We start from the raw sequence: 19123 nt of genomic DNA, 5'->3' as shown, positions 1-19123 counted from the left end.
GCGGCTCGGGGCCCGGGGCGCGGATGCCACGGCAGCGGCCCGTCCCCGTGCTACGACACCCACGGCGCGCGGGGTGCGCCCTCCCACCCGCGAGCACGCAGGCCGGCGTCGAGGCGCGCGATGATCTCGGCATGCGGGGTGCCGGCGTGCACGCGGATTACCACCCATCCGGCGTCCTGGAGGTCGTTGATGCGATCGATGTCGCGGCGGAACCGCCGTGCGTCCAGCCGGTGCTGCTCGCCGTCGTACTCGAGGAGCAGCCGGTGGGCGCGGAACACGAGGTCGCCGTGCGTTCGGCGCCCGCCCGACAGCTCGACCGGCCCGTTGGGCTCCGGCTCCGGGAAGCCGGCGCGAGCGACGATCAGCCGCACCACCGTCTCGCGCGGGGACCCGCTGCGCGCTCGGATGTCGCGTCGAGCCCGGGCGACCGCGCGAGCACCCCGACGACCGGCGAAGCGCGAGATCGCGGCCCCGAGTTCGTCGGGCGATGCGAGCGGGTCGGGCCAGCCGAGCAGCCGGTCGCCCGCGATGACGAGATCGTCGCCCTGCAGCAGCACGGCACCGAGCTGGCACCATGCGTCGCACGGCGCGAGCACCGGGAGCTCCTCGACGAATCGGATCTCGGCGCCTTCGGCGATCCGGTGGCCGACGACACCGCGTGCCCGCGGTTCGCGTCCGGCGGTGCTGACGTGCAACCTGCGATCGCCCCGGAGGGCGGACGGGAGGGGGAGTCCCCACAGCCGGGCGGCCGTGACGTGGCTGAAGTAGTGCCCCTGCGGCATCCGCACCGCGTATGCGCGACAGAGCGAGAGGAGGTCGTTCGCCGGCGTGACGGTGCGGACCCCGTGGAAGGGCGCGTCGAGGTCACGTGCGCGCAGGCGGCGCGGCGTGGCGCCGAGCTCGAGTGCCTCGGCGACGCGGAACGGCGATGCGGCGAGCCCGTCGGGCAACGGCCGAGGTCTCGGCATCCACCGAGGATCCCAGATGCGGTCTCGGCGCGACGCCGAGTGTCCACAGGCGGCGTCGAGAGACCACGACTCACGTTGATCTGCCGCATCCGCCGGAGACGAGCGACCGATCGGCGTGAGTGAGCGGGAAGACGCGTGCGGGTGAGGCGGGTCGAAGCGGGTCGCGCGGTGCGTCGCGCGATCGTCGGCGGGCGGCATCCGGCCAGGGTCGTCGCCGCCTCGCGACGACCCGGGCTACGACGGCGTGGCTGTCGGATGCCGCGCCTAGACTTGATGGGACATGACGCTGATCCTCGACCCCGACGACCCGGCCGGCTGGCGCGAGGCGCCCTCCGCACCGTCCGCCACCGCGAGCTCCCGCCTCACCGACGGGCTGAACCCCGAGCAGCGCGAGGCCGTGGAGTACCGCGGCCAGGCGCTGCTCATCGTCGCGGGCGCGGGCTCGGGCAAGACGCGGGTGCTGACGCATCGCATCGCGAGCCTCATCGAGAGCCGCGAGGCATGGCCGAGCCAGATCCTCGCGATCACGTTCACGAACAAGGCCGCGGCCGAGATGCGCGAGCGCGTCGAGGTGCTGCTCGGCGACAGCGCGTCGGGCATGTGGATCTCCACCTTCCACTCGGCGTGCGTGCGCATCCTCCGGCGCGAGGCCGAGGCGATCGGGCTCACCTCGACCTTCACGATCTACGACTCGGCCGACCAGCGCACGATCCTGAAGCGCATCATCAAAGAGCTCGACGCCGACACGCTGGGATTCACGCCCGCGAGCGCCCAGGCGAAGATCTCGAAGCTCAAGAACGAGCTCGCCGACGTCGAGTCGTATGCGCGCAACGCGAACACGAGCGACCCGCAGGAAGTGATGTTCCTCGAGATCTTCCGGCAGTACACCCGCCGGCTGCGGGAGGCCAGCGCCCTCGACTTCGACGACCTCATCGCCGAGACCGTCTACCTGTTCCGCGCGTTCCCCAAGGTCGCGTCGCTCTACCAGCGGCGGTTCCGCCACATCCTCGTCGACGAGTACCAGGACACCAACCACGCCCAGTACGCGCTCATCCGCGAGCTCACCCAGCCCGTGCCGGCCGACCGGGTGGTCGAGATGGAGCAGCACGGCGTGAACGTCGCCGCGCTGACGGATGCCTCGGGTGGCATCCCCGGCGCGAGCCTCACGGTGGTCGGCGACTCCGACCAGTCGATCTACGCCTTCCGCGGCGCGGACATCCGCAACATCGTGGAATTCGAACGCGACTTCCCGGGCGCGAAGGTGGTGCTGCTCGAGCAGAACTACCGCTCGACCCAGAACATCCTCTCCGCGGCGAACGCGGTCATCTCCAACAACTTCGACCGTAAGGAGAAGAAACTCTGGACGGCCGACGGAGACGGCGACCAGATCACGGGATACACGGGCTACACCGCCCACGACGAGGCGCAGTTCGTCGCCGACGAGATCGAGGTGCTGCACCGTGCCGGCGTCGCGTACCGCGACATCGCCGTGTTCTACCGCACCAACGCGCAGACCCGTGCACTCGAGGAGATCTTCGTACGGTCGGCGCTGCCCTACCGCGTCGTCGGGGGAACGAAGTTCTACGAGCGCGCCGAGATCAAGGACGCGATGGCGTACCTGATCGCCGTCGCGAACCCCCTCGACGAGCTCGCGCTGCGACGCATCCTGAACACGCCGAAGCGGGGCATCGGCCCCGCCACCGAGACCGCCCTCGCGAGTTTCGCCGAGCAGAACGCGCTGTCGTTCCGGCAGGCGATGCGCTCCGCCGACGGCCTCGGCCTCGGCCCGAAGGTCACGGGCGCGATCACGAACCTCGCGACCGTGCTCGACGAGGCGGCCGCCATGCTCGTGCCGTCGGCCGCGGGCATCGCGGCGGGCACCAACGAGGGCGCCTCGAAGGTCTCCGACGCGCTCGTCTTCCTGCTCGAGCGGTCGGGGCTGATCGACGCGCTCCGCAACAGCCGCGACCCGCAAGACGAGACGCGCGCCGAAAACGTCGAGGAGCTCGTCGCGCAGACGCGCGACTTCGATCGCGAGAATCCGGGTGCGAGCCTCGTCGACTTCCTGACGCAGGTGTCGCTGGTGGCCGCCGCCGACGAGCTCGACGATGCATCCGGCACCGTGTCGCTGATGACCCTGCACACCGCGAAAGGCCTCGAGTACCACGCCGTGTTCCTCACCGGACTCGAGGAGGGCCTGCTGCCGCACCAGATGTCGGCATCGGAACCGGGCGGCCCGGCCGAGGAGCGACGATTGTTCTACGTCGGCATCACCCGTGCGCGCAAGCGCCTCTACCTCTCGCTCGCGATGAGCCGGGCGCAGTTCGGCGAGGTCGCCGTGGCGATGCCCTCGCGGTACCTGCAGGAGATCCCCGAGGGACTCATCGACTGGCGGCAGTCGCCGGGCATGGCGACCTCGCGCGGCGGCACGCAGCCGCGCGCGCTCAACGCCCGCCGTGGCTACGGTCAGGGCGGGGGTGGCGCGTGGGGCACCCGCGACCGCGACCTCGAGCGCTTCAGCGTCACGAAGAGCGCCGCCCCGAAGGCCGAGTGGGCCAACCGGGTCACCGGAACCGTGCGCGACAACGGCGACCTCACGCTCGCGGCGGGCGACCGCATCCGGCACGTCGACTTCGGCGAGGGACGCGTCACGCAGGTCACCGGGGAGGGCACCAAGCGCATCGCCCACGTCGCGTTCGACACCGCCGGGCAGAAGAAGCTCCTGATCAAGATCGCGCCGATCGAGAAGCTCTGACCGGCGCGGCGCCGACACGACGCCGGCGCTGCGGTCGGCGCGTCAGGACACGTCGGCCAGCGCCCGGTGCACGGAGGCGACCGCGCTCGAGCCCTCGCCGACGGCCGCCGCGACCCGCTTCATGGAGCCGCGCCGCACGTCGCCCGCGGCGAACACGCGGGGCAGGCTCGTCTCGAACGGGAGCGGCGACCGCTGCAGCGCCGCCCACGCCGGGCCGAGGCTCCGCACGTCGTCGCCCGTGCGCACGAAGCCGTCCTCGTCGCGCTCGAGATCCGTGATCCAGTCGGTCGCCGGCTCCGCGCCGATGAAGCAGAACAGGCCGCGGCAGTCGACCGTGGCATCCGTTCCGCCCTCGAGCGTGACCTGCTCGAGGGCGTCGCCTCCGTGCAGGGCCGCGACCCGCGTGCGCGTGTGCACCCGGATGCGGGGGTCGTCGGCCAGTCGGTCGACGAGGTAGCTCGACATCTGCGACGAGAGCGAGTCGGCACGGACGACGAGTCGCACGGAGCATCCGTTGGCCGAGAGGTACAGCGCGGCCTGCCCGGCGGAGTTGGCACCGCCGACGACCACCACCGGGGCGTCGATGACCTGGCGGAGCTCGAGCGAGGTCGCGGCGTGGAAGATGCCGGCGCCCTCGAACTCGTTCCACCGATCGAGGTCGAGCGTGCGGTACTGCGCGCCGGTCGTGATCACGACCGACCTCGCCTGCACCAGGCGGCCGTCGGCGAGCGTCAGCGTGAGGGCGTCGCCCGACCCCTCCAGACCGGCGACCTCGCACGGCGCGAACACGCGCACCCCGAACTTGAACGCCTGCAGCGAGGCCTGTCCGGTGAGTGCGTCGCCGCTCACGCCGAACGGGAACCCGAGGTAGTTCTCGATCCGCGACGTCGCCGCCGATTGGCCGCCCGGCGCGATCGAGTCGAGCAGCACCGTGCGGAGACCCTCGGATGCCCCGTAGATCGCCGCGGCGAGCCCGGCGGGCCCGCCGCCCACGACGGCGAGATCGGCGGCGGTGTCGTCGTCGTTCACGTAGGCGAGGCCGAGCAGCTCGGCCACCTGGCCGGGAGTCGCGTTGCGGACGTTCTCGCCCTGCACGATCGCGACGGGGAGGTCGTCGCGCGAGAAGCCGTGCTCGAAGATGTGGGCCGCCGTCTCGGGATCGTCGGCATCGACCCAGGTGTGCGCGAGCTCCAGGCGCTCGGCGTAGCGGCGCAGCGCGGTGGCGGCGGCGGATCGCTGCGTGCCGACGATCTTCAGCGACAGCGCGGCCGGGCCCCGTCGCAGGAAGTCCCGACGTGCCCACAGGGTTCGCAGCAGGAGGTCGCAGAGCTCGTCGTCCTCCGCCATGAGCCGTTGCAGCGCGGCGTGGTCGACGCGGTACATCCGGCCCGCCTCCGTCGCCCGTGCCGAGAGGAACGCGCGCTGGCCGTTCAGCAGCCCGAGTTCGCCGACGAACGTGCGCGGGCCGAGCGTGACGATCGACGTCTCGCCGACCCACGGCAGGGCGTCGCGCACCACCTCGACCGCGCCGCCCTCGACGAGGATGAGGTCGTACCAGCGATCGCCCGTGCGGAACAGCATGTCGCCCACGGCGACGTCGACGGGTACGCCGTGCGAGACGAGCCGAGCCCATTGCGAGTCGGTGAGATCGGGGACGACGGGACCGTGCTTCTTGGCCATCTCCCTATCGTCGCACCATGCCCGCGGCATGGGGAGGGCCGCTCGGCGATCGCAGCCGCGCGATGAGCGCCATCGCGTCGAACGGCGCACGCACCTTCACGTCGTTGTCGAAGTACACGTAGGCGGAGCGACCCGCGCCGAGGTGGCCGCGCACCCACGCCTCCCACCGGTCGAGCCCGGCGTCGTCGTAGCCCGAGACGTACAGCTCGCGATCGCCGTGCAGTCGCGCGTAGGCGAAGTCCGCCGTGGTGCGGTCGATGCGCGGGTAGCGCCCGGCGGTGTCGGCGGCGACGGATGCCACGCGGTGGCGCTCCAGCAGCGAGACCCACGCCGTCTCGTGCTCCTCGAAGCTCGGATGCCGCACTTCGACGGCGTGCTCGAGCGGCCGATCGGGCGCGGCCCGGAGCGCGTACGACGTGCGTCCCGACATCCGCGCGTCCCGATGCCGCGCGAGCGACGCCGCCGCCGCGTGCGTGCGCGGCAACCGGGCGAGGAACGCGTCGAGCAGGGTCTCGTCGAACCCGAGGTTGGGTGGGAGCTGCCACAGCACGGGTCCGAGCTTCTCGCCGAGCGCCAGCACGCCCGAGGCGAGGAAGTTCGCGAGCGGCCCGTCGATGTCGCCGAGGCGCTTGATGTGCGTGATGAAGCGCGGACCCTTCACGGCGAACACGAAGTCGTCGGGCACGGCGTCGCGCCAGCGCTGCCAGTTCGCGGGACGCTGCAGGGAGTAGAACGAGCCGTTCACCTCGATCGACGTCAGCCGGCGTGCCGCATACGCGAGCTCGTCGGCCTGGCGGAGCCCCTTCGGATAGAACTCGCCCCGCCAGTTCGGGTACAGCCACCCCGAGATGCCGACCCGCGCCTCCGCGCCGCCCATCATCGCTAGACGGCCACCCCGAGCAGCGCGCCGATCGCCCACGTCACGGCGAGCGCGAGGGCGCCGCCGATCGTGACGCGCAGCACGGCCCGGAGCCTGGGGCTGCCGCCGATCCACGCGCTCAGCCAGCCGGTGATCGCGAGCGCGATCACGACGGCGACGAACGTCGCGGGGATCCGCCATTCGGGCGGCGGGAGCAGGATGGCCAGCATCGGGAGCACGGCGCCCACGAGGAACGCCAGGGCGGATGCTCCCGCCGCATGCCACGGGTTCACCACGTCGTCCTCGTCGATGTGCAGTTCCACCTCGAGGTGCGCGGCGAGGGCGTCGTGGGCGGTGAGCTCCCGGGCGACGGTGTCCGCCGTCGCGGCGGAGAGGCCCTTGGCGCGATACAGCTCCGTGAGCTCGGCGAGCTCCTGCTGCGGCATCGCCTCGAGCTCCCACCGTTCCTTGGCGATGAGGGCGCGCTCGGTGTCGCGTTGGCTCGACACCGACACGTACTCGCCGAGTCCCATCGAGATCGCGCCCGCGAGCACGGCCGCGACGCCCGCGATGAGGATGGCCGCGACATCCGTCGTCGCCGCGGCCACGCCGACGACGAGCGCGGCGACCGAGACGATGCCGTCGTTGGCGCCGAGCACGCCGGCGCGCAGCCAGTTGAGCTTCGAGTGCACCGCCGAATCGTGCGGGTCGGCGCGGTGGATGGGCTCCGCTCGGTCGCTCATGGCGCCAGTCTTCCACCGCGGCCGGTGCGGCGGCCAGCGGCATCCGCCCGGTTCGGACCCTCGGATGAGGGGGAGTACCATGGTGGTCGGTCCGCGTATCTCGACATCGAGAGAGTCAGCGTTCGATAAGGACAGGCCGGGCCGCACCCACCAGCCCCTGTGCGCCGTCGCGCGTGCGGACCGATTGGAAGTAGAGCGTGGATCTTTACGAGTACCAGGCCAGAGACCTGTTCGAGAAGTACGGGGTCCCGGTGCTCCCGGGCATCGTCGCCGACACCCCAGAGGCGGTTCGCGCCGCAGCCGAGGAGCTCGGCGGCGTCGTCGTGGTCAAGGCCCAGGTGAAGACGGGCGGCCGCGGCAAGGCGGGCGGCGTCAAGGTCGCGAAGACCCCCGACGAGGCGGAGGAGGCGGCGAAGGCCATCCTCGGGCTCGACATCAAGGGCCACGTCGTCAAGCGGGTCATGGTCGCGGGCGGCGCACGCATCGCGCAGGAGTTCTACTTCTCCGTGCTCCTCGACCGCGCGAACCGCTCGTACCTCTCGCTCACGAGCGTCGAGGGCGGCATGGAGATCGAGCAGCTCGCCGTCGAGAAGCCCGAGGCGCTCGCACGCGTCGAGGTCGACCCGATCACGGGCATCACCCCCACCACCGCGCGCGAGATCGCGGTCGCCGCGAACTTCCCGGCCGACCTGGTCGACAAGGTCGCCGACGTGTTCGTGAAGCTCTACGACGTCTACAAGAGCGAGGACGCGACGCTCGTCGAGGTCAACCCGCTCATCCTCGACGAGGACGGCAACATCGTCGCGCTCGACGGCAAGGTCACGCTCGACGAGAACGCCGAGTTCCGCCACGCCGGCCACGCCCTCCTCGAGGACAAGGCCGCAGCCGACCCGCTCGAGGCGCAGGCGAAGGCCCTCGACCTCAACTACGTGAAGCTCGACGGCGAGGTCGGCATCATCGGCAACGGCGCGGGCCTCGTCATGTCGACGCTCGACGTCGTCGCCTATGCCGGCGAGAACCACGGCGGCGTGAAGCCCGCCAACTTCCTCGACATCGGCGGAGGCGCCTCGGCGGAGGTCATGGCCAACGGCCTCGGCATCATCCTCGGTGACCCGCAGGTGAAGAGCGTGTTCGTCAACGTCTTCGGCGGCATCACCGCGTGCGACCAGGTCGCGAAGGGCATCGTCGGCGCGCTCGCCGAGCTGGGCTCCACCGCGAACAAGCCCCTCGTCGTGCGACTCGACGGCAACAACGTCGTGGAGGGCCGCCGCATCCTCGAGGAGGCGGCGCACCCGCTCGTCACCCTCGCCGAGAACATGGACCAGGGCGCCGACAAGGCCGCCGAGCTGGCGAACGCCGCGTAGCGCGCAGAGAAGGATTCGAGAGCAATGACGATCTTCCTGAACAAGGACTCCAAGGTCATCGTCCAGGGCATCACCGGCGGCGAGGGCTCCAAGCACACGGCGCGCATGCTCGCGGCCGGCAGCCAGGTGGTCGGTGGCGTGAACGCCCGCAAGGCGGGCACCACGGTGCTGCACACCGACCAGGACGGGAACGCCGTCGAGCTGCCCGTGTTCGCCTCGGTCGCCGAGGCGATCGAGCAGACCGGTGCGGATGTCTCCATCGCCTTCGTGCCGCCGGCGTTCACCAAGGACGCCGTGATCGAGGCCATCGACGCGGAGATCCCCCTCCTCGTGATCATCACCGAGGGCGTGCCCGTGCAGGACTCCGCCGAGTTCTGGGCCTACGCCAAGGAGCAGGGCGGCAAGACCCGCATCATCGGCCCGAACTGCCCCGGCATCATCAGCCCCGGTGAGTCGCTCGTCGGCATCACCCCGGCGAACATCACCGGCAAGGGCCCGATCGGCCTCGTCTCCAAGTCGGGCACGCTCACCTACCAGATGATGTACGAGCTGCGCGACCTCGGCTTCTCGACGGCGATCGGCATCGGCGGCGACCCGATCATCGGCACGACGCACATCGACGCGCTCGCCGCGTTCGAGGCCGACCCCGAGACCAAGGCGATCGTGATGATCGGCGAGATCGGCGGCGACGCCGAGGAGCGCGCGGCCGACTTCATCAAGGACAACGTGACGAAGCCGGTGGTCGGCTACGTCGCGGGGTTCACGGCGCCCGAGGGCAAGACCATGGGCCACGCCGGCGCGATCGTGTCCGGCTCGGCCGGCACCGCCCAGGCGAAGAAGGAGGCCCTCGAGGCCGCGGGCGTCAAGGTCGGCAAGACGCCGTCCGAGACGGCATCCCTGCTGCGCGAGGTGGTCGCCGCGCTCGGCGCCTAGGCGTTTCGCACCATCGGGAAGGCCCCGTCGGCGATGCCGGCGGGGCCTTCCGTGTCAGATGCGATCGGTCGGATGTCTCCTCTCGATCACGGGTCGACGACGACGGTGCACACGTAGGTGCCCGGCACCTTGTCGTTCAGCGAGAACGAGCCGTCCCCGGTGACGGGGTCGGTCGTCGCGTCGAACGGCGGGTCGGCGGCCGCGTCGCAGTCGATCGTGGAGGCGGTGCCTCCCGGGATCTGCGAGTCGACCGACACGGTGATGTTCGTCAACGGCATGTTGGTGAACGTCACGGGCGTGGCGGTCTCACAGGTCGTGTCCTCGACCACGGTGGCGGTCTGCGGGTTGGCGGAGGTGACCGCGTAGCCCGTCGGAACCGTCTCGGTCACGGTGTAGCTGCCGGACTCGATCCCGGCGAGGCAGGCCACGCCGTTGGCGTCGGTGGTGGCCGTCGTGCCAGCGGGAAGGCTGCCGCCCGTGATGCCGAAGACGACGCCCGCGTGCGGCTGGGTGCTCGGCACCGAGGCCGCGTGCTTCTTCGTCTTGACGATCTTCAGGGCCCCGCAGTTGTTGAGGCCGGTCGCGGTCGGAGCGATGAAGTCCTTCAGCGCGGCGGTGAACGAGTCGGAGGACCGGCTCTTCAGGTACGCGCTGCCGAACGCCACGCAGCCGGTCCCGCCGAGGACATCGAAGTCCACGGTGGCCTCACCGAAGGTCCGCGGGGAGATGGGTCCCAGTCCGTCGGACTCGGCCGCCGGGATGGCGGACGTGTTGATCGAGCCGGTCGCGTTGCCGCCGGCGGTGAGGTTGACCCGGTCGCCCCAACAGGGAACCGAGTTGGACGCCTCGCACTGGCTGCTTGCGCCGGATGTCACCCACACCGACAGGAAGAGCTGCGGGTTCGTGCCGCCCTGTGCCAGGTCGTACTGGATGAGCAGGTCGCCGGCGGTGCGCACGGGCGTGACGCCGTTCGCGGACACCACCTCGGACTTGTTGAACTCGAAGTCCATGTTCGTCGTGCCGCTCGGCTCCTGGACGCGGTGCCAGAAGAGGTGCAGGAAGTCACCGGCCGCCGCTTCCTCGAGGTACAGGCCGAAGTTCAGCAGGTCGCTCTTGTTGGGCGGGATGCTGCCGTCGACGACCGTCGGGACGGGGGTGTCCTCCTTGGAGCCCTGGCCGAACGAGTCGTCGCCGGACCCGGTCGGCGCGTCGGCCTTGCGGACCTCGTTGACGCTCGCCCAGTCGATCGACGGCGCGGGGTCATCGACCTTCAGGTTCGCGTCGGTGTCGATCTCGAAGTTGCTGCCGGGCAGGCTCACCTCGGGGTGGGAGGCCGCGGCGGGGGCGGCCACAAGCGCGGTGATCGTGAGCGCGCCGATTCCGGCGGCCGCGGCGAGGTGCCTCCAGCGCCGGCGCGGTGGCGTTCCGGTGTCGAGGGTCGGGTTGTTCGTGAGGGGCATGATCGCCTCCTGTATCGCAGGTCATCCGGTTCGGGCGAATCGGATGAGTCCTCTGCGGGCGAGGTGGCGAATTGCGGAGCTGTAGGGCGCGATCGTCGTGTTCGTACGGTCGTGCGCCGGGGTACTCGGCGGCACGACCCCATCGGGCTCGAGAGGAGTCTCTCACGCTGCCTGAACGGTACACCCGCGCCCGCCCGGCGGGTAGTCGTTTCTGAGGATTGCTCATTACCCCAAACGGGGGGTGCCGACGGAAGAGGGTCCCGCCGGCGATGCCGGCGGGACCCTCCCCTTCAGTCGGGATCCAATTCAGGTGCGACGCCTCCCCGTCACGGGTCGATGAGGATGGAGCACACCACCAGCTGCGGCTCGAGGTCGCTCAACGTGAGCGACCCGTCACCCGAGGCCGGAGTGGTGAAGTCCGGGTCGGGCAGGCCGGGCACGCAGTCGATCGTCGACGAGGTTCCGCCCACGATCTGCGAGTCGACCGACACCGTGAGGTTCGTCAGCGGCATGTTCTCGAATGCCAGCGACGCTCCCGGAGTGATCGGATCGCAGTCCGCCTCGCTCTCGCTCACCCACGCGGTCTGCGGGTTGGTCGAGATCACGTGGTACCCGGCGGGCACCGTCTCGGTGACCGTGTAGGCGCCGATGCCGGGCAGGTCGCTCACGAGCAGGCCGCCGACGCAGGCCTGGCCGTTCGCGTCCGTCACGGCGGTGGTGCCGGCGGGAATGCCGTTGCCGGTCACCGTGAACGTGACTCCGGCGTGCGGGATCTCGTTGTCCGGGTCGTCCGCGTGCTTGGCGGTCTTCGTGATGAGGATCGCGCCGCGCTCGCGGGCGTTGACGAACTTGCACGTCACCGTCTCACCGGCCGAGAGGTCGATCGAGGCCGGATCCGACCCGTCGTCACACGTGGCACTCGTCAGGTTCCAGTTGGCGGGAACCGTCTCGGCGACGTCGTATGTGCCGGGGGTGAGGTCGGAGAAGCTCTCCGAGTCCTTGCCCGCGGCTCCCGGAGCGGTCGTCGTGAGGTCGAACGCGGTGTCAGGCAGCGTGGCCGACGTGAAGGCGAACGTCCCGAATCCGTCGCTTGTCTCCTTCTCGACGATGATTGTGCCCTTCGCCGCGTTCGTGTATGTGCAGTCGAGCACGTCGCTCGAGGCGTCGATCGCGAACGTCACCGTCTCGCCGTTGATGACCGGGGTCACGCCGGTGCTGGCACTGCAATTGACGTTGTCGAACTCATAGCCGGTCGGCATCGTCAACAGGTTCTCGGAGACCGTGTAGCCGGCGCCGAAGGGAACGGTGCCGGTGTACGACTTCACGCCGTCATCCGCGAGCGAGAACGTGTCGACACTCGCGGGTTGCGTCGCGAACGACTTGGAGAAGTCGAACAGGCTCGTGTTCGCCGCCTCGTCAGGGTTCGTCTGCTTCCGGATGATGACCGTCGCGCAGGTGTTCAGATCGATCGCCGCCGGGGCGATGAAGTCCTTCATCGCGGCGGTGAACGAGTCGGACGAGCGGCTCTTCAGGTAGGCACTGCCGAACGGCGTGCAGCCGCCGCCCGTGAGCTGCGTGAAGTTGACCGACGCCTCGCCGAATGTCCGCGCCGAGATGGGCCCGAGCCCATCCGACTCGCCATTCGGGATAGCGGTCAGGTTGATCGACCCGGTCGCGATGCCCGCGGCACTCAGGTTGACTCGGTCACCCCAGCACGGCGTGGCGTTGGCGGCCTCGCACAGGCTGCCGGCGCCAGTGGTGACCCATCGCGAGAGGAACAGTTCGGGAACGGTTCCGCCGTTGGCCAGGTCGTACTGGATCAGCAGGTCGCCTGTCGATCGCACCGGAGTCACGCCGTTGCTCGACAAGGTCCGCGACTGGTTGAACTCGAAGTCCATGTTCGTGGTTCCGGTCGGGTCCTGCACGCGGTGCCAGAACATGTGCAGGAAGTCGTCGCCCGTCGCCTTGTCCTCGAAGTACGTGCCGAAGTTCTTCAAGTCGCTCTTGTTCGGCGGGATGCTGCCGGAGACGACGCTGGGCACCGGGGTGTCCTCCTTCGAGCCCTGGCCGAATGAGTCGTCGCCGGTTCCGCTGGCCGCGTCGGCCTTCCGGGTCTCGGCGACGCTCGCCCAGTCGATCGACGGGGCCGCGTCGTCGAGCTTGAGGTTCGCGTCGGGCTCGATCTCGAAGTTGCTGTTGGGCAGACTCACCTCGGGATGGCTCGCCTGGGCGGGCCCTGCGGCGATGACGCCGGTGAGCACGAGGGCTCCGGCTGCGGCGATCGCGACGATCCGGCTTCGTCGTCGCTCAGGCGGCGGACAGTCGGCGAGGTCGGCACGTGGACGGTTGAGGAAAGGCATCGTCGCCTCCGGGGGTGTTGCAGTTCGCTCGGTTCGGGTGAGCCGAACGCATCCCCTCGGTGGGCGGTGCATGGCGGTGTGCCGGCGCGCGGGCACGCGCAGACGCCTTGTCGTGAGGCCGGTGTCGCGGGTAATCGACGTCCGGCTGCATCGTCCCCGAGGGGAAGTTCACGTTCGCGCCGAGCGTACACCCGGGGCGTATTGAGGTGCACCAAAAATCGAGCCATGCTCACCTCCCAAAACAGGGGTCACGAGGCCTCGATCGTGAGAGGGTGAGTGCATGGTCGAGTCGCATCCGGATGCCGCCGACGCCGTGCGGGAGAGCGCCACGTCGCGCAGTCCCGGCATCCTCGCGCACCCGTTCATGCGCACGACCTTCGCCACCGAGGAGTCGGTGTACGGCGTGATCCTCGTTTCCGGCATGATCGTGGTCGCCGGCGGTCACGGGGAATCCTCGTGGACCGTGTTCTGGACCGTGCTCATCACGGTGATCGTGTTCTGGGCGGCGCACGTCTACGCGGGCACGGTGGCCCGGCACGGACTCGACGACGACCGCATGATCGGCCTGCGGGAGGCGTTCCGCATCTCGTTCCGTCGATCGCTCGGGCTCCTCGCGTCGGCGCTCATCCCGTCGTTCATCCTGCTCCTCGGCGCCACCCGCGCGATCCCCGACGCCTACGCCATCTGGACGGCCCTCTGGGTGGGCGTCGTCGTGCTCGCGGTGCTCGGATGGATCGCCTTCTCCCGACGTGGTTCGCGCTGGCCGATCCGTGTGGCCGGCGCGCTCGGCACCGCGTCGTTCGGCATCGCCATGATCGCGATGAAGGCTTTCATCCATTGAAGGTGATGCGCCCGAAGCCCTCGTCGCGCTAGGTTTCGAGCTGAAGGGGGCCGACTATGTCTGATGCAGGGACGTCGCAACTCGAAGCGAGGATCGCGCAGCTCGAAGCGGAGAACGCGGCATTGCGGTCCGAGGCGGTCACGGCGAAGCCGGTCGATCGCACGGATGCCGCGAGCCCGCCCCCGCGCGAGCGCCGACGCCGTGGCCGCACCGTGGCGGCCGTCGTGCTCGTCGTCGTCGCGCTGCTGCTCGCACCCGTGGCGGTGATCTCGGCGTGGGCCCGGCTCCAGCTCGTCGACACCGACCAGTTCGTGGCGACGTTCGCGCCGCTCGCCGAGGAGCCGGCGGTGCAGTCGTACATCGGCGACCAGGTCACCGCGGCGATCGAGGAGCAGGTCGACATCCCGACCCTGACGTCCGACCTCTTCGACGGCATCAAGCAGCTCGATCTGCCCCCGCGCGCCGAGCAGGCGCTCGGGCTGCTCGAGGCGCCCGCCACCCAGGGCCTCCAGTCGCTCGTCTCGGGCGTCGTCGACCGGCTCGTCGAGTCGCCGGCCTTCGCCGACATCTGGCGCGCGGCACTCACCCGCAGTCACCAGGCCTTCGTGGCCGCGGTGCAGGGAGATCCGAACGCCGCGCTCGCGATCGGCGGCGACGGTACCGTCTCGGTGCAGCTCGGCCCCATCATCGAAGCAGTGAAGGACCGACTCGAGCAGCAGGGGGTCGGCTTCGCCGCGAACATCCCCGTGGTCGAGCGCACCATCGTCATCGCCCAGAACGACGCGTTCGTGCTCGTCCAGACCGTCTACGCGCTCGCGGTGGCCGTGGGCACCTGGCTCCCCTGGGTCTGCCTCGCGCTGTTGGCGGCGGGCGTGTTCGTCGCGAAGCGCCGCACCGTGGCGCTCGTCTGGACGGCGGCCGGACTCGCCGTGACCATGCTGATCCTCGCCGCCGGGCTCGGCATCGGCCGCACGTTCTTCATCGGCACCGTGAGCCCGTCGATCATGCCATCCGACACGGCGTCGGTGCTCTTCGACGGCCTCGTCGAGCTCATGCTCTCGACGATCGTCGCGTTCCTCGTGCTCTCGACACTCGTCGCCGTGATCGCCTGGTTCTCCGGCCCGTGGCGTCCGGCGCGAGCGGCCAGGGAATTCGCGGGCGCCGGGTTCGCGAGCGTCCGCAGGGCGGCCGCTCGACACGGTGTGACGACCGGTTCGTTCGGCATCGGCCTCGACCGCTGGCGCGGCGCCGTCTACATCGCCATCGCCCTCATCGCGGCCGCCGTGGTGCTCTTCAACCGGCCGGTCACGGTGGGCGCCGTCATCTGGACGGTCGTCGTGGCCCTCATCGCCGTGGTGATCGTCGAGCTGCTGCGACGCCCCGCCGACGAGGTCGCGGCGGCCGCGGCATCCGACACGCCGGAGGCCGACGCCGTGGACACGGCGGCGACGGCAGGTGCCGACGGCGGGACCGAGCCGCTCGTCGGCATCGCGGTGGGCGGCGGCCCGGTCGACGCGTCGCCGACCGAGCCATCGAGTACGCCCGATCCTGCACGTCGCGCCGACTGAGCGACGCCCTCCGGGATAGGCTCCCGGAGGAATGAGACGCACGACGATCGCCCTGCTGGCCGCCCTCGAGGCATCCGTCGCGGCGCTCATCGGCCTCGGCCTCGCGCTCGTGCCGCTGATGCTGCTGTGGGCGGTGCACTTCGGACTCGCCGTCGACGCGGCGGTGTTCTTCCGCGCCGCGGCCGACGTCTGGCTGCTCGGCCACGGCGTCGACCTCGTGGTGCAGCTCGACCCCGTCACCTCGGGGCGGATCGCGCTGCCGGGCGCGGGCGACTCCTTCCCGATCACGATCGCGCTCCTCGGCTTCGCGCTCATCACCGTCGCGTTCGGCCGCCGCATCGGCCGCCGCTCGACCGCGGGCGGCCACTCGTTCAGCGGCGGCATCGCCGCGATCGTCGTGTTCGCGCTCGCCGGCGCCGGGCTCGCGCTCACCGCCGGCGTGGATGCCGCGCGGGCCGACCCGCTGCAGGCGGCGCTGATCCCGGCCGGCATCGTGGCCCTCGGCGTGGTGCTGGGTGCGGTCGGCCAGGTGCTGCGCACCGATCCGGCGACGGATGCCGCGACCGGCGTCGTGCGTCGCGCGCTCGCCGCGCTCCCATCCGGCCTCGTGGCGGGCGCCCGTGTCGCGGTGCGCATCGGCGCCGGAGCCGCCTTCGGCGTGCTGGCCATCGCCGCGGTGCTGGTGGCGGTGCTCATCGCCCTCGACTACGCGACCATCGCCGCCCTGTACCAGGCGCTCGGCGCGGGCGTCGACGGCGGCATCGCCCTGACCCTCGGCGAGCTCGCGCTGCTGCCGAACCTCGTGATCTGGGCGGCAGCGTGGCTGCTCGGGCCGGGCTTCGCGATCGGCACCGGCAGTCTCGTCTCGACCGGCGGCACGCTGCTCGGGCCGGTGCCCGGCATCCCGCTGCTCGGGGCGCTGCCCACCGACGCCCCGGCGCTCGGTGCGCTGTGGCTCGTGGTGCCCGTGCTGCTCGGATTCGTCGGCGCATGGGTCGTGTCGGCCGGCGACGCCGCCGATCGCGACCTCCCGCGCACCGCCGGCTGGTGGGCCCCGCTCGCCGTGGCGGCGGGTTCGGCGGTCGCCGCGGCGGTCGTACTGGGGCTGCTGGCCTGGTGGTCGGGCGGCGCGGCCGGACCGGGGCGCCTCGCCGACGTCGGGCCCGCGCCGCTCGCCGTCGCCGGCATCGCGGCGGCCACCGTGGGGATCGGCGCACTCGTCGGCGGGTACGCCGCGCGCCTCCGCCCGCGTGGCAGCGGCGACCCCGGTGCATCCGAGCCGGCGGACGCCGCGATGGCCGGCGCCGTCGACCGCTGACCCCTGCCGCCGCGCGGTGCGGATCGGCGCAGCGGGTAGGCTCGAGGGGTGCAGAAGCTCGTCGTGCTCATCTCGGGCACTGGCTCCAACCTCCGCGCCCTCCTCGAGGCCTCCGAAGACGCCGAGTTCCCCGCGCGCGTCGTCGCGATCGGAGCCGACCGCGAGGCCGACGGCCTCCTGTTGGGCGAGGAGTTCGGCATCCCCACCTTCACCGTGCCCTTCACGGCGTATCCCGATCGCGATGCCTGGGGTGCGGCGCTGATCGAGCAGGTGCGGCAGTGGGAGCCCGACCTCGTCATCCTCTCGGGCCTCATGCGGCTCGTGCCGCCGGCCGTCGTCGACGCCTTCTCGCCGCACCTCATCAACACCCACCCGGCCTACCTGCCCGAGTTTCCCGGCGCCCACGGCGTGCGCGACGCACTCGCAGCCGGCGTCGAACAGACCGGGGCCAGCCTCATCGTCGTCGACAACTCGGTCGACGGCGGTCCGATCATCGCGCAGGAGCGCGTGCCGGTGCTGCCCGACGACACCGAGTCGACCCTCCACGACCGCATCAAGCCGGTGGAGCGCCGCCTGCTCATCCAGGCCGTGCTCGACATCGCCAACTCGCACCTCGACCTGAAGGAGCTCAGCCGATCATGAGCGGCCCCACGCACGACCCGAGCCTCTACCGCGATCGCGACCTCGTCCCGGTGCGCCGCGCGCTCCTCTCGGTCAGCGACAAGTCGCGCATCGTCGAGCTCGCGGCGGCGCTCGCCGCCGCCGGGGCCGAGATCGTCTCCACCGGCTCGACCGCGCAGGCCATCCGCGACGCGGGCTTGCCGGTGACGGATGTCGCGAGCGTCACGGGCGCCCGCGAGATGCTCGACGGCCGCGTGAAGACCCTGCACCCGGCGGTCCACGCCGGCCTCCTCGCCGACCTCCGGCTCGAGCACCACGAGCGCGAGCTGGGCGACCTCGACATCGAGCCCTTCCAGCTCGTCGTGGTGAACCTCTACCCGTTCGCCGCGACGGTCGCGGCCGGGGCATCCGAGTTCGACGCCGTCGAGCAGATCGACATCGGCGGGCCGGCAATGGTGCGCGCCGCCGCGAAGAACCACGCGAACGTCGCCATCGTCGTCTCGCCCGACCGCTACGACGAGGTCATCGCCGCGATCGCCGCCGGTGGCACCACGCTCGCGCAGCGCAAGGCGCTCGCCCGTGAGGCGTTCCGCCACACCGCCTCGTACGACGTCGCAGTCGCGTCCTGGCTCGGCAGCGTCGTCGCGCAGGACCAGCCCGTCGAGGAGTCGCCCTTCCCGGCGTGGGTCGGCGGCACGTGGACGAAGGACGCCGACCTTCGATACGGCGAGAACTCCCACCAGCGCGCTGCGCTGTACGGCTCCGCGGGTGGTCGACCCGGCATCGCGCAGGCGGTGCAACTGCACGGCAAGGAGATGTCGTACAACAACTACGTCGACGCGGATGCCGCGGTGCGGGCCGCCTTCGACTTCGACGAGCCCGCGGTCGCGATCATCAAGCACGCGAACCCGTGCGGCATCGCGATCGCCTCGCCCGGGGCATCCGACCCCATCGCCGACGCCCACCGGCGCGCGCACGAGTGCGACCCCGTGTCGGCGTTCGGCGGTGTCATCGCCGCGAACCGCACGGTCACGCTCGCGATGGCCGAGACCGTCTCGGGCATCTTCACCGAGGTGCTCATCGCGCCCGCCTTCGAGGCCGAGGCGCTCGAGGTGCTCGCGAAGAAGAAGAACCTCCGCCTGCTGACGCTTCCCGAGGGTTTCGCGCCCACGGCCGTCGAGCTCCGCCAGGTCTCGGGCGGGCTGCTCCTGCAGCAGGCCGACCGGCGCTTCGCCGCGGCATCCGAGTGGACCTTGGCGGCGGGCGAACCCGCCGACGAGGCGACCCTCGCCGACCTCGAGTTCGCTTGGCGGGCCTGCCGTGCCGTGAAGTCGAACGCGATCCTGCTCGCCTCGGGCGGCGCCTCCGTCGGCGTCGGCATGGGACAGGTCAACCGCGTCGACTCGTGCCGGCTGGCCGTCGAGCGGGCGGGGGAGCGGGCCGCGGGCTCGGTCGCGGCATCCGACGCCTTCTTCCCCTTCGCCGACGGGCTGCAGATCCTCATCGACGGCGGCGTGCGTGCGGTCGTGCAGCCGGGCGGGTCGGTGCGCGACGAGGAGGTCGTCGAGGCCGCCCGCGCGGCCGGCGTGACGATGTACTTCACGGGCGAGCGGCACTTCTTCCACTGAGCGCGAGTCGTCCGCCGAGCGCCGA

Annotated in this window: 14 protein-coding genes; 8 read left to right on the top strand and 6 right to left on the bottom strand. The window is 71.1% G+C overall.

What is annotated here, in order from left to right:
• Positions 1-50 precede the first annotated feature (50 nt).
• The gene (locus tag EV187_RS12760; RefSeq protein ID WP_130353461.1) at positions 51-968 is read right to left on the bottom strand and encodes a hypothetical protein; all 918 of its coding nucleotides are present in this window, start codon (positions 966-968) and stop codon (positions 51-53) included.
• 280 nt (positions 969-1248) lie between these two features.
• Between EV187_RS12760 and EV187_RS12755 the strand changes: the two genes are divergently transcribed.
• On the top strand, positions 1249-3723 hold the full coding sequence (locus EV187_RS12755) for an ATP-dependent helicase (protein ID WP_130353460.1): 2475 nt from the start codon (positions 1249-1251) through the stop codon (positions 3721-3723).
• A 42-nt stretch (positions 3724-3765) separates the two neighbouring features.
• Here the strand turns inward: EV187_RS12755 and EV187_RS12750 are convergent, their stop codons facing one another.
• Genes EV187_RS12750 through EV187_RS12740 form a run of 3 tightly spaced genes read right to left on the bottom strand, consistent with a single transcriptional unit; the run spans position 3766 to position 7005 of the window.
• Entirely contained in the window at positions 3766-5403 is a 1638-nt protein-coding gene (locus EV187_RS12750) for an FAD-dependent oxidoreductase (RefSeq protein WP_130353459.1), read from the bottom strand.
• A 4-nt stretch (positions 5404-5407) separates the two neighbouring features.
• Entirely contained in the window at positions 5408-6283 is an 876-nt protein-coding gene (locus EV187_RS12745; RefSeq protein ID WP_423190890.1) for a DUF72 domain-containing protein, read from the bottom strand.
• Positions 6284-6285: 2 nt separating this feature from the next.
• Positions 6286-7005, bottom strand: a complete 720-nt coding sequence (locus EV187_RS12740; protein WP_130353458.1) for a VIT1/CCC1 transporter family protein — start codon at positions 7003-7005, stop codon at positions 6286-6288.
• 197 nt (positions 7006-7202) lie between these two features.
• On the opposite strand from EV187_RS12740, the gene sucC reads away from it, so the two are divergent.
• Both sucC and sucD read left to right on the top strand, forming a co-directional pair.
• The gene (sucC, locus tag EV187_RS12735) at positions 7203-8369 is read left to right on the top strand and encodes an ADP-forming succinate--CoA ligase subunit beta (RefSeq protein WP_130353457.1); all 1167 of its coding nucleotides are present in this window, start codon (positions 7203-7205) and stop codon (positions 8367-8369) included.
• Positions 8370-8393: 24 nt separating this feature from the next.
• Positions 8394-9302 carry a succinate--CoA ligase subunit alpha gene (gene sucD / locus EV187_RS12730; protein WP_130353456.1) on the top strand — a complete coding sequence of 303 codons (909 nt, stop codon included), beginning with the start codon at positions 8394-8396 and terminating at the stop codon, positions 9300-9302.
• An 86-nt stretch (positions 9303-9388) separates the two neighbouring features.
• On the opposite strand, the gene EV187_RS12725 is transcribed toward sucD, so the two are convergent.
• Positions 9389-10762, bottom strand: a complete 1374-nt coding sequence (locus tag EV187_RS12725) for a prealbumin-like fold domain-containing protein (protein WP_130353455.1) — start codon at positions 10760-10762, stop codon at positions 9389-9391.
• A 326-nt stretch (positions 10763-11088) separates the two neighbouring features.
• Positions 11089-13122, bottom strand: a complete 2034-nt coding sequence (locus EV187_RS12720) for an MSCRAMM family protein (RefSeq protein WP_130353454.1) — start codon at positions 13120-13122, stop codon at positions 11089-11091.
• A 280-nt stretch (positions 13123-13402) separates the two neighbouring features.
• On the opposite strand from EV187_RS12720, the gene EV187_RS12715 reads away from it, so the two are divergent.
• From EV187_RS12715 to purH, 5 genes are read left to right on the top strand one after another with little or no spacing between them, the layout of a single operon-like run.
• The gene (locus EV187_RS12715; RefSeq protein WP_242609597.1) at positions 13403-13963 is read left to right on the top strand and encodes a hypothetical protein; all 561 of its coding nucleotides are present in this window, start codon (positions 13403-13405) and stop codon (positions 13961-13963) included.
• 56 nt (positions 13964-14019) lie between these two features.
• Complete coding sequence (locus EV187_RS12710) at positions 14020-15531, top strand: hypothetical protein (RefSeq protein WP_130353453.1); 1512 nt, start codon at positions 14020-14022, stop codon at positions 15529-15531.
• A gap of 31 nt (positions 15532-15562) precedes the next feature.
• Positions 15563-16849, top strand: a complete 1287-nt coding sequence (locus tag EV187_RS12705; protein ID WP_130353452.1) for a cell division protein PerM — start codon at positions 15563-15565, stop codon at positions 16847-16849.
• A 48-nt stretch (positions 16850-16897) separates the two neighbouring features.
• The gene (purN, locus tag EV187_RS12700; protein ID WP_130353451.1) at positions 16898-17491 is read left to right on the top strand and encodes a phosphoribosylglycinamide formyltransferase; all 594 of its coding nucleotides are present in this window, start codon (positions 16898-16900) and stop codon (positions 17489-17491) included.
• Positions 17488-19098 (top strand): bifunctional phosphoribosylaminoimidazolecarboxamide formyltransferase/IMP cyclohydrolase, encoded by a 1611-nt coding sequence (purH, locus tag EV187_RS12695; protein ID WP_130353450.1) that lies wholly within the window; start codon positions 17488-17490, stop codon positions 19096-19098. The genes purN and purH overlap by 4 nt, the downstream gene beginning before the upstream one ends.
• Positions 19099-19123 lie beyond the last annotated feature (25 nt).

Origin of the sequence: Agromyces ramosus (assembly GCF_004216665.1) — a bacterium.
Classification (GTDB): Bacteria; Actinomycetota; Actinomycetes; order Actinomycetales; family Microbacteriaceae; genus Agromyces; species Agromyces ramosus.
Note: the sequence above shows the minus strand (reverse complement) of the source record. Positions and strands in the feature narration are given on the sequence as shown.